We start from the raw sequence: 11,400 nt of genomic DNA, 5'->3' as shown, positions 1-11,400 counted from the left end.
TGGCTTGCCAGCGATGAGGCCCCGACAGACGATAAAGATTTCAGGCCGCAATGCTGACCAGACTCAACAACTGCCCATCCTGCACCCCGAACTGCGCATCCAGCTCTGTGCCGTTGCGCCATTCGTTCGACAAGTCCGTCAACAAGCGCAAGCGCACGTGGCCCTGTTCCGTCCACTCCAGCACTTCCGCGTGCTCGAAGTAAAAGCGCTTCTGCACGATCGGGTAAAGCGCCTTGAACAGGCTTTCTTTCACCGAAAACGTCAGCGTCACCCACAGTGCCAGTTGCTCCCTCTCACCGGCGGCCATGCGCCGCATTTCTGCCGGTATGAGGATTTCCCCGGCGAGACGCTCGGCGCGTTCGGTGTTGAGCAGGTTTTCCAGATCCATGCCCAGACCGCGCCAATGCTGCTTGTTGGCGACAATCGCTGCCGCACGACCGGTGCTGTGAGTGATCGAACCGCAGATATGTGCCGGCCACACCGGCGCGCGATCTTCGCCGATCGCCGGGACCACTGCAGTGCCTTCCAATTGCTGTAACGCCGCGCGGGCGCAGATGCGCCCGGCGAGAAACTCCGCCTGGCGCTTGGCCACCGAGCGTTGAATGCTTGGCGGTGGCTCGATAGCGCTGCGCTGGAAATCATCACCGAGCAGTTGTGACGGATCGAAGTGAGTGCTGAGCAGCACGGTGTCAGGCAACACCGTCGGCATTGGCCAGTGGGTATCGAGCGGGGTGCAGCAAGCGGGCAGGGCGGGGGTAGGATTCATGGCAGGCATTTTGCCGTTTGGCAGTCAAACTGGGTAGAGGCACTGATCGTTCCGATGCTCTGTGTGGGAACACCTCAATGGACGCTCTGCGTCCGCTTTGGGACGCAGAGCGTCCCGGGCTGCATCCCCACGCGGAGCGTGGGAACGATCAGGTGCGGGCGGGTCAGCTGAAGATCTTCTGGAGGAACGCTTTCATGTCCGCCCAGGATTTTTCATCGGCAGCCTTGTTGTAGCCGATATCCGGGCCGCCGTGCTCGCCGTGGCTCAAGCGATCGGCATCCGGATTGGTAAAGCCATGCTTGGCACCGTCAAGACTGACGAACTTATAGTCTGCACCGGCCTTGTCCATTTCCGCTTTGAAGGCGCTGACGTTGTCCGGCGTGACCATGCTGTCCAGGGCGCCATGTTCCACCAGAATCTTCGCCTTCACACTGCCGGGTGTGGCCGGGGTCTTGGTCGCCAGTGCACCGTGGAAACTCACCACACCGGCCAGCGGTTCACCCTGGCGCGCCGCATTCAGCACTACGCCACCGCCGAAGCAGTAACCAATGGCCGCGAGTTTGTTCGCGTCGGTCTGCGGTTGTTTCTTCAGCAGGTTCAGCCCGGCCTCAAAACGTTTGCTGGAGGCCGCCGCATCCTGGGTTGCCGCCTGCATGAACGCCATGGCGTCTTTCGGGTGCTCGGTGTTCTTGCCCTCGCCGTACATATCAATCGCCAGCGCGCTATATCCCAGCTCAGCCAGGTCCCGTGCGCGGCGCTTGGCGTACTCGTTCAAGCCCCACCACTCATGCACCACGACAATCCCCGGGCGTTTGCCTTTGATGGCGTCGTCGTAGGCGTAGTAGCCAATCAGCTGTGTGCCGTCGGCACTTTGATAGGGGATTTCTGCGGTCTTGATCGCAGCCTGAGTGAGGCTGCTGACAGCGAGGAACGTGAGGGCGAGGAACAGGCGCATATCGGTCTCCTTGGCGAAAAGTGCTCAGAACAGCCTAGTCGATTTGGTTCAGGCCAGGTTCAGAGAGTGTTCAGGGGCGGTACAGGGGAGGGTCAGTAACCTTGCGCCATACCCAAACAGCACTGTGAAAGAGGAAATCCCATGACTCGTTTTAATAAACTGCTGCTGGCATTGACCGTAATGAGCGCCAGCGTCGCGGCCCAGGCCGACACCACTTCAAACTTCGCCGGCCTGACCTTCGGCCAGACCAGTGACAAGATCGACAAATCCCATGCTCTGAACAACAACCTCGATCACCCTAACGCCACCGGCGCGATCGACGGCAACAACACTTACGGCGTACGCCTCGGCCAGCAAAACTCGCAGGGCCGCTACTACGCGACTTACGACAACGTGTCCGGTTCGCACAATGGCATTAAACTGCGCCAGGAAAACCTGCTGGGCAGCTACGATCTGTTCTACCCGGTGGGCAGCACCACCAAATTGTTCGGCGGCGCGACGGCGGGTTTGACCAAGTTGACCCAGGAGTCGCCAGGCTATAGCCGCGACAGTGACATCGGTTACGCGGTCGGCGGCCAGTTCGGTGTGATGCAGCAAGTTTCGCAAAACACTTCGGTGGAACTCGGTTACCGTTACCTGCGCAGCAATGCCAGCACCGAGATGAGCGAACGCGGTGGCAGCAAGCAAGGCTCGCTGGACCTGACCAGTAGCGCGCAGACTTACCTGTCGGCCAACTACTTTTTCTAAAGTGTTGCCGCCAGGCTAAATGTGGGAGCGAGCCTGCTCGCGAAGGCGATGTGTCAGTCGACATCTTCATTGACTGATCCACCGATTTCGCGAGCAGGCTCGCTCCCACAGGTGTGTTTTTGGAGATTCTGATTTGCCCGGGAGAGCGATATGAAACTGTTGGTTGTCGAAGATGAAGCGCTGTTGCGCCATCACCTGCAAACCCGTCTGACGGAGAGCGGCCACGTGGTCGAGTCCGTGGCCAATGCCGAGGAGGCGTTGTACCAGACCGGACAGTTCAACTTTGACCTGGCGGTGATCGATCTCGGTCTGCCGGGCATGGGCGGTCTCGACCTGATCCGCCAGTTGCGCTCGGGCGGCAAGACCTTCCCGATCCTGATCCTCACCGCACGTGGCAACTGGCAGGACAAGGTCGAAGGCCTCGCTGCCGGCGCCGACGACTACGTGGTCAAACCCTTCCAGTTCGAAGAACTCGACGCGCGCCTGAATGCCTTGCTGCGCCGCTCCAGCGGTTTTACCCAGTCGACCATCGTCGCCGGCCCGCTGTTGCTCGACCTCAATCGCAAGCAGGCGACACTCGACGAGCAACCGCTGGCGCTGACCGCGTACGAGTACCGCATCCTCGAATACCTCATGCGCCATCACCAGCAAGTGGTGCCCAAGGATCGCCTGATGGAGCAACTCTATCCGGACGACGACGAGCGCGATCCGAACGTCATCGAAGTGCTGGTCGGCCGCTTGCGCCGCAAACTCGAAGGACCGGCCGGGTTCAAGCCGATCGACACCGTGCGCGGCCTCGGCTACCTGTTCAATGAGCGCTGCACTTGATTCGTTCTCTTCGCGTCCGGTTGATGCTCGCCGCCACCACGTTGGCGGTGTTGTTCATGCTCGCCTTGCTGCCGGCCATGCAGGGCGCATTCAGCCTCGCGTTGCAGGACTCGATCGAGCAGCGCCTGGCTTCGGACGTCACCACGCTGATCTCGGCTGCGCGCATTGAAAACGGCAAACTGGTCATGCCTTCGCAGTTGCCGGATGAGCGTTTCAACCTCACCGACTTCCGGCTACTCGGCTATATCTACGACCGTGAGGGGCATCTGGTCTGGCGCTCGAAAGCCACTCAAGAGGAACAGATCAACTACAAGCCGCGTTACGACGGCCTCGGTAACGAATTCGCGCGAATTCGTGAGGCCAGCGGTCAGGAGTTCTTCGTCTACGACGTTGAAGTGAAACTCCTTGGCGGTAAAAGTGCGGCGTTCAGCATCGTCGCCCTGCAACCAGTGCGCGAGTACGAAACTACCCTTGAAGGCTTGCGCGAAAATCTTTATCTGGGCTTCGGCGCAGCGTTGCTCGTTTTGCTGGCGCTGTTGTGGATCGGCTTGACCTGGGGCCTCAAGGCCTTGCGTCAACTCAGTCAGGAGCTGGATGAGATCGAGGGCGGCACGCGTGAAAGTCTCACTGAGCAACACCCGCGCGAGCTGTTGCGTCTGACGGGCTCGCTGAACCGATTGCTGCTGAGCGAGCGGCAGCAGCGCAGTCGTTATCGCGATTCTCTGGATGATTTGGCGCACAGTCTGAAAACGCCGTTGGCGGTGTTGCAGGGGGTCAGTGAGGACATGGCGCAACGGCCCAAGGATCTGGATCAGGCCTGGGTGCTGCAGAGCCAGATCGAGCGTATGAGTCAGCAGATCAGTTATCAGTTGCAGCGGGCGAGTTTGCGTAAAAGCGGTCTGGTGCGGCATCAGGTGCGCTTGCAACCGGTGCTTAAAAGTCTGTGCGATACGTTGGACAAGGTGTATCGCGACAAGCAGGTGCGGGTGGCGTTTGATTTGCCGGAGCATTGTTATGTGCCGATCGAGCAGGGCGCTTTGTTGGAAATGATGGGGAATTTGCTGGAGAACGCGTATCGGCTGTGTCTGGGTGAGGTGCGTATCAGTGTGCGTGAGAGCCTGGCCGGGATTGACTTGTGTGTCGAGGATGATGGGCCGGGGGTGCCGCCGGATCAGCGGGCGCGGATTCTGGAGCGTGGGGAGCGGTTGGATCGGCAGCATCCGGGGCAGGGGATCGGGTTGGCTGTGGTCAAGGATATTATCGAGAGTTATAACGCGAAGTTGATGTTGGGGGATTCGCCGATGGGGGGGGCGGCGTTTCGGATTCATTTTCCTGCGGTTTGAGGGGGGGGGCTGGGTTTGGGGGCATATCCGTTGCTGCGGTAACGGCTTCCTATGGTTCCGCCCTTACGGCGGGTCACTTTTTCCAGACGCCGAAAAAGTAACCAAAAAGGCTTTACCCTGACGTACGGCTCTCGCTGTGGCTCGGGTTCCTTCGCTCCGGGATCGATCCGGGGGTCATCGCCTCCGGTTTGCTTCGCTGCACCTCCTCTCGATGTGTTTGGCTTCGCCAAACGGTCGCTGCGCTCCCACCCCGGATCAATCCCTCCGCTCAGCCTTCCGACGGGCGTTGAGATCAAAAGCGGTACTCGAGCTAACGCTCATTGTGTTGAGTGGTGGAGATCAAGAGCGGTACTTGAGCTAACGCTCATTGTGTTGAGGGGTGAGAAGCGTGCGGTCGGCTTTGGTTTTGTGTTGGGTTTGCCCCTCACCCCAGCCCTCTCCCCTAGGAGAGGGAGCCGATTTGTGAATCTTTCAGAATCTGAGTTCGACTCGGTGTTTCAAGTCGGTGTAGCTCTCCCAAACACCTCGGCCAGTCCCCTCTCCCTCCGGGAGAGGGCTAGGGTGAGGGGCTCTTGATTTGGCTGTTGATCTGGCTTTTGATCCTGCTCTTGATCTTCAGCCCCATCGGCAGGCCGAGCGGAGGTGTTCATCCGGGGCAGGCGCGCAGCGCCGTTTGGCGAAGCCAAACACATCGAGAGGAGGTGCAGCGAAGCAAACCGGAGGCGATGCCCCCGGATGGACACCGTAGCGAGGGAACACTGAGCCTAGGCGAAGTGCCGTACGTCCGGGAGCAGCCCTTTTGGTTACTTTTGGGGCGTTTGCCAAAAGTGACCCGCCGTAAGGGCGGAACCCTAATCAGCCGTTACCGCAGCAACGGATATGCTCCCAAACCCCAAACCCCAAACCCCAAACCCCAAACCCCCAGAAATCCCAGACAAACAAACCCACCTCCGAAATCCACGGTATTCCAGAAGGCGAGATCTCGAAGACACCTCACTGCTCCTGCGCCCGATAAGCCCCCGGCGTCACCCCCGTCCACTTCTTGAAAGCCCGATGAAACGCCGACGGCTCGGAAAACCCCAGCTGCTCGGCAATCTGTTGCAACGACAGATCCGCCCGCCCCAGATGATAAATGGCGATATCCCGCCGCAACTGATCTTTCAACTCCTGAAAACTGCTGCCTTCCTCGCGCAAATGCCGACGCAGTGTTTGTGGACTGATGTGCAGGTGCGCCGCCACGGCTTCCAGATCCGGCCAACGATTAGTGTCACTGCTGAGCAAACGACGCAGGCGGCTGCTGAGACTGTCGCCGCCGTCGGGGCGCGAGAGCAGGTCGGCGGGAGAGCGCTCAAGGAAATGCTTGAGCGTGCGTTCGTCCTGCAACAACGGCATGTGCAGGTAACGGCTGTGAAACAGCAGACTGCTTTGATCCGCTGAAAACACCAACGGGCAGGGAAACAGCAGGTCGTATTCTGCGCCGTGCGCAGGTTTCGCGTAGCTGAACGTCGCCTGCTCCAGGCGGATGCGCTGGCCGATCAGCCAACTGCCGAGGCGATGCCAGATCACCAGCAGGCTTTCGGTGAGGAAGTGATCCGGGTCCCACAACTGTGAATCATCGAGGCTCAGGCGCACCCATTCGTCTTCGCGGCTCAGGGTCAGGCGCGGGGCGTCGGGGAATAGGCTATAAAACAATAAGCCGCGTTGCAGGGCTTTTTCCAGATTGCGGCAATGAATCGAGGCGTGGCACATCATGGCGAAGCTGCCGGGTTTGCTCGGTGCCATGCCGAACCCCAGGTATTCGTCGTCCAGTGCCAGCCACAGGCTCTGGATCAATCGGGTGAACTGCTCCGGGGCGATGCGCGCACGGGGCTCGTCGAGCAATTCAGGGCTGATCCCCAGTTCCAGCAGCAGGCCCGAATAATCGAATCCGAGGCGGCGCGCACCACCGAGGGCGGCACGGGCGAAATGACTGGCGATGGTGCGTTCGCGCATAAGCGGCAAATCCTTCCTCTGGCGCCGGATGGTAGCCGGGGGTGAACCGGGCAACAAGGCGGATTTCCGCCAAATTGTAGGACGAGATCGGGCGAGTTGGCGGAAATCCGCCACACTGGAGTAACCAGACGGTGACAAAAACGACCCTGTAATCCCTGATATCAAAAGGCTTGCTACGAAACGCACCAAAGTGGCACGACGTTTGCGATAAGAGCGACAGAAGCGTGCGTTGATCCGGCAGGAAAAAGCGTCGCTCGACACAACAAATCCCTCCAGTGCAGGAGGGTTCGCAATTCAGGTTTCGCGGTCAGCAGATGGATGCTGCCACGCGGGACGCTTGAGGAATCTTGCAATGACGACTCGTCAGCCACTGTACAAATCCCTGTATTTCCAGGTGATCGTCGCAATTTGTATCGGTATCGCGCTCGGTCACTACTACCCGCAATTCGGCGTGGCGGTAAAACCGCTGGGTGACGGGTTCATCAAACTGATCAAAATGATCATCGCTCCGATCATCTTCTGCACCGTGGTCAGCGGCATCGCCGGCATGCAGAGCATGAAGTCGGTCGGCAAGACCGGTGGTTACGCACTCCTTTACTTCGAAATCGTTTCGACCATCGCCCTGCTGGTCGGTCTGGTCGTGGTCAACGTCGTGCAGCCGGGCAACGGCATGCACATCGACGTGGCCACCCTCGACGCTTCGAAAGTCGCTTCTTATGTAGCAGCCGGTGCTGACCAGAGCGTTGTCGGCTTCCTGCTCAACGTGATCCCGACCACCATCGTCGGCGCGTTCGCTACCGGTGACATCCTGCAAGTGCTGATGTTCTCGGTGATCTTCGGTTTCGCCCTGCATCGCCTGGGCGACTATGGCCGTCCGATCCTCGACTTCATCGATCGCTTCGCTCACGTGATGTTCAACATCATCAACATGATCATGAAGCTCGCGCCAATCGGTGCCTTCGGTGCGATGGCATTCACCATCGGTGCCTACGGTGTCGGCTCGCTGGTGCAGTTGGGTCAGTTGATGATCTGCTTCTACATCACTTGCCTGGCGTTCATTCTGATCGTGCTCGGCGGTATCGCGCGCATGCACGGTTTCAGCGTGCTGAAGATGATCCGCTACATCCGTGAAGAGCTGCTGATCGTACTCGGCACCTCGTCGTCGGAATCGGTACTGCCACGCATGCTGATCAAGATGGAGCGTCTGGGCGCGAAGAAATCGGTCGTGGGTCTGGTGATCCCGACGGGCTACTCGTTCAACCTCGACGGTACTGCGATCTACCTGACCATGGCGGCGGTGTTCATTGCTCAGGCAACTGACACGCACATGGACATCACCCATCAGATCACGCTGCTGGTGGTGTTGCTGCTGTCCTCCAAAGGCGCTGCCGGTGTGACCGGTTCGGGCTTCATCGTGCTGGCGGCCACGCTGTCGGCTGTGGGTCACCTGCCGGTGGCCGGTCTGGCGCTGATCCTCGGTATCGACCGCTTCATGTCCGAAGCACGCGCACTGACCAACCTGGTGGGTAACGCCGTTGCGACCATCGTGGTTGCCAAGTGGGTGAAAGAGCTGGACACCGATACCCTGCAAGCCGAGCTGGCTTCGGGTGGTCGCGGTATCGCTGATACCCGTCCTGAAGACGACCTGGGTGTGGCTGAAGGCCCGACGCCGAGCAACGTCAAGTAAGTAAAAAACCGGCATCACTGCGATGCCGGATTGTGAAGAGCCCTTGTGGTGAGGGGATTTATCCCCGATGAATTGCGCAGCGGCCCCTTCTTTGACTGAAAAGAAGGGAATACTGCGCAGTCCATCGGGGATGAATCCCCTCGCCACAGGGGTTTTTTCTTGCCTGCGATTTGAGCGTAACGGTCACACTCGCTGACATTTCCGGTGATTGCCGTACGCGGTATCGCTGCCTAGGCTGAGTGCATCGCCCAAGGAGTTCGCCCATGTCTGCACCGCTGGCCTCACTGAAAATCCTCGACTTCTCGACGCTGCTGCCGGGGCCGTTCGCCTCGCTGTTGCTGGCCGACATGGGCGCCGAAGTGTTGCGGATCGAGTCGCCGACCCGTCTGGATCTGCTGCGGGTGTTGCCGCCTCACGATCAGGGCATGTCGGCCAGTCATGCCTATCTCAATCGCAACAAGCGCAGCCTCGCACTCGACCTGAAACAGCCCGAGGCACTGGAGGTGGTCAAGCAACTGCTGGCCGACTACGACATCGTCCTCGAGCAGTTTCGCCCCGGCGTGATGGAGCGTCTGGGCCTGGGTTATGAGGCGCTGAAGGCGATCAACCCGAAGCTGATCTACGTGTCGATCACCGGTTACGGCCAGACCGGGCCGTACAAGGATCGCGCCGGGCACGACATCAATTATCTGGCGCTGGCGGGGTTATCGAGTTACACCGGCCGCGCCGACAGCGGGCCGTTGCCGCTGGGCATGCAGGTGGCGGATGTTGCCGGTGGTTCGCTGCACGGGGTGATCGGGCTGCTGGCGGCGGTGATTGCCCGCCAGCACACCGGGCAGGGCACGCATCTGGACGTGAGCATGACCGACTGCGCGTTCAGCCTGAACGCCATGGCCGGTGCCGGGTATCTGGCTTGCGGCGAGTCGCCGGGTCGGGAAGATCAGATGCTCAACGGGGGCAGCTTTTACGACTACTACCGCTCTCGCGACGGGCGCTGGATGTCGGTAGGCAGTCTCGAGCCTGGGTTCATGCATCAATTGTGCACGGCGCTGGGTCGCCCGGAGTTGGCGGCGCAAGGCTTGTCGCCCAAGCCTGAGCAGCAGCGGGCGTTGAAATACGCGCTGACGGTCGAATTCGAAAAACATGACTTTGCCGAACTGTGCGAGATGTTTGCCGGGATCGATGCGTGTGTCGAGCCAGTATTGAATCTGGGGGAGGCGGTGCGCCATCCACAGTTACAGGCTCGGGAACTGGTGACCCAGGTGCCGCGCGGGGATGGCACGACCCAGGCGCAAATGGCGTGTCCGTTGAAATTTTCCGAGGCGTTGCCGGCGCCACGGCATGTTGGCGCGGGGGTGGGGCAGCATACGGATCAAGTGTTGGGGGAGTTGGGGTTCAGTGCTGAGCGGATTGTCGAGTTGCGTGCATCCAAGGTGATTCTTTAGCGTCTGTGTTGGCCCTATCGCTGGCAAGCCAGCTCCCACAGGTTTTGTGTCGGACATGGTTTATGTGGCCACCTCGGACACTGTGGGAGCTGGCTTGCCAGCGATGGGGCCAGTCAGGTCACTGCAAAACTGACTATTCCACGCGCATCTCACCACTGAACACCAAAGTGCTCCGACACCGCCGGCACAAATACCGCCGCCCCTGCCGCACCAGGCTATGGCGCTGCGCCGAAAACGGAAAATCACTGTCGGCACACGGGCACTTATAGATATAGCGGGTCACGCTGCGGCGTTTGATTGCATACGTGTGGCAGCGATCCGGCGGCAGTTCGTAGACGCCACGCATGATCAGTTGCCACTCCTCGCCATGGGGCTGGATGCGGTCGCCGAACAGTTGATGGGCGATCAGGTGCGCGACTTCGTGGGCCACGGTCTGTTTGAGGAAGTGTTCGGTGTTTTCCCGGTACAACTGCGGGTTGAAGCGCAGCAGGTTCTCGTGCAGATGCGCGACCCCGGCTTTTTGCCCGCGCAGCTTGAGGCTCACCACGGGGCGTTGGAAATGACGTTTGAAAAAGGATTCAGCGAGTTGGTAACAGTCTTCGACGCGGGTATTGAGTTGCTCGGGCATGCTTGATGGATCTCCAGAGGCGTCGAGTATGCCGCAACCCTGTGGACTTGCGAATCGCCGAACTGCCGAATGGTCATCAGCGATACGAGAAGGCCGCCTTGCGGCGGCCTGTATTGGCAGATCTTGTTTTTCTCGGAGAGTCATTGCGTCAGTTGGTGTACACGGGCCCCACGCCCAGGCCCCAGACGATCACGGTGAACGCCATGATGGCCACCAGCACCACCAGACCCACCGCCAGCACCGAGCTGGAAAACAGAAAACCTTCGTCCGACGGAATATTCATGAAGGTCGGCAGCCCCACATACAACAGATACACCGTGTAGCAGATGGCCGCCGTGCCGACGATCATCCCCAGCCACATATGCGGATACAGCGCCGCCAGCCCGCCGACAAACAACGGTGTCGCGGTGTAGGTGGCAAACGCCACGCAACGGGCCAGACTCGGGTTGGCGTCGTAGGTGCGGGCCATCCAGTGCACAAACGCGCCCATCACCGCGACCCCGCCGAGCATCGCCAGATACGACATGACCGTCATCCAGATGGCGCTTTCGACCGTGAGCATGACCGGCGCGCGATTGCCGATCACCCAACCGACCTGCGTGGTGCCGATGAACGCCGAGACAGCGGGGATCGCCGCCAGAATCAGCGTGTGTGTCAGGTACATATGGCTGATGCTTTCCTCTTGGTCGCCACGGATTTCCTTCCATTCCTGATCGGGGTGGGTAAAAAGTCCCACTACGTGATGGATCATGCCAGTCACTCCTCTTGTTATTGCCATCGCCCCCCAACGGAGCGCCTACGGGCCAATGAGGCCGAGCAAATTCAGGTCTTCAGATGTGTGCGACCTTATGTCGCAGTATAGAAAGGACTTAACCGCACAGGGACTAGGGGCTTAGAGCAAATCGCGCTGTAAACAGGGGGCTTAATCGCCGCAGGCTCTTGGTATCAACTCTTGGTTATCCTGGAAATACATTTGTGGTGAGGGGATTCATCCCCGATGGGGTGCGAA

At 59.7% G+C, this 11,400-nt stretch carries 10 protein-coding genes; 5 read left to right on the top strand and 5 right to left on the bottom strand.

The annotated features are described in order from the left end of the window. Positions 1 to 40: 40 nt before the first annotated feature. Together KI231_RS21925 and KI231_RS21920 are read right to left on the bottom strand one after the other, a co-directional pair. Positions 41 to 766: a 4'-phosphopantetheinyl transferase family protein gene (locus KI231_RS21925; RefSeq protein WP_213026325.1), complete on the bottom strand. Its 726-nt coding sequence runs from the start codon at positions 764 to 766 to the stop codon at positions 41 to 43. A 163-nt stretch (positions 767 to 929) separates the two neighbouring features. Beyond that, positions 930 to 1,721, bottom strand: a complete 792-nt coding sequence (locus KI231_RS21920; protein ID WP_213026324.1) for a dienelactone hydrolase family protein — start codon at positions 1,719 to 1,721, stop codon at positions 930 to 932. A 141-nt stretch (positions 1,722 to 1,862) separates the two neighbouring features. On the opposite strand from KI231_RS21920, the gene KI231_RS21915 reads away from it, so the two are divergent. The 3 genes from KI231_RS21915 (at position 1,863) to KI231_RS21905 (ending at position 4,639) form a co-directional block, all read left to right on the top strand. Further along, positions 1,863 to 2,468, top strand: a complete 606-nt coding sequence (locus KI231_RS21915; RefSeq protein ID WP_103307386.1) for a putative outer membrane beta-barrel protein — start codon at positions 1,863 to 1,865, stop codon at positions 2,466 to 2,468. 150 nt (positions 2,469 to 2,618) lie between these two features. Continuing rightward, positions 2,619 to 3,296 (top strand): response regulator transcription factor, encoded by a 678-nt coding sequence (locus tag KI231_RS21910; protein WP_008079190.1) that lies wholly within the window; start codon positions 2,619 to 2,621, stop codon positions 3,294 to 3,296. Then, entirely contained in the window at positions 3,293 to 4,639 is a 1,347-nt protein-coding gene (locus KI231_RS21905; protein ID WP_213026323.1) for an ATP-binding protein, read from the top strand. The genes KI231_RS21910 and KI231_RS21905 overlap by 4 nt, the downstream gene beginning before the upstream one ends. 993 nt (positions 4,640 to 5,632) lie before the next feature. Here the strand turns inward: KI231_RS21905 and KI231_RS21900 are convergent. Next, the gene (locus KI231_RS21900; protein WP_213026322.1) at positions 5,633 to 6,631 is read right to left on the bottom strand and encodes an AraC family transcriptional regulator; all 999 of its coding nucleotides are present in this window, start codon (positions 6,629 to 6,631) and stop codon (positions 5,633 to 5,635) included. A gap of 352 nt (positions 6,632 to 6,983) precedes the next feature. On the opposite strand from KI231_RS21900, the gene KI231_RS21895 reads away from it, so the two are divergent. Further along, positions 6,984 to 8,318, top strand: coding sequence for a dicarboxylate/amino acid:cation symporter (locus KI231_RS21895; RefSeq protein ID WP_103306885.1), 1,335 nt, complete (start codon positions 6,984 to 6,986; stop codon positions 8,316 to 8,318). A 263-nt stretch (positions 8,319 to 8,581) separates the two neighbouring features. Then, entirely contained in the window at positions 8,582 to 9,763 is a 1,182-nt protein-coding gene (locus tag KI231_RS21890) for a CaiB/BaiF CoA transferase family protein (protein ID WP_213026321.1), read from the top strand. 133 nt (positions 9,764 to 9,896) lie between these two features. Here the strand turns inward: KI231_RS21890 and KI231_RS21885 are convergent, their stop codons facing one another. Both KI231_RS21885 and KI231_RS21880 read right to left on the bottom strand, forming a co-directional pair. Then, on the bottom strand, positions 9,897 to 10,391 hold the full coding sequence (locus KI231_RS21885; RefSeq protein WP_213026320.1) for a SprT family zinc-dependent metalloprotease: 495 nt from the start codon (positions 10,389 to 10,391) through the stop codon (positions 9,897 to 9,899). 148 nt (positions 10,392 to 10,539) lie between these two features. Beyond that, complete coding sequence (locus tag KI231_RS21880) at positions 10,540 to 11,142, bottom strand: Yip1 family protein (RefSeq protein ID WP_007917515.1); 603 nt, start codon at positions 11,140 to 11,142, stop codon at positions 10,540 to 10,542. Positions 11,143 to 11,400: the final 258 nt, after the last annotated feature.

The sequence above is a fragment of the Pseudomonas sp. Seg1 genome (genome assembly GCF_018326005.1).
GTDB lineage: Bacteria > Pseudomonadota > Gammaproteobacteria > Pseudomonadales > Pseudomonadaceae > Aquipseudomonas.
This window is presented reverse-complemented; position numbering and strand designations above follow the sequence as displayed.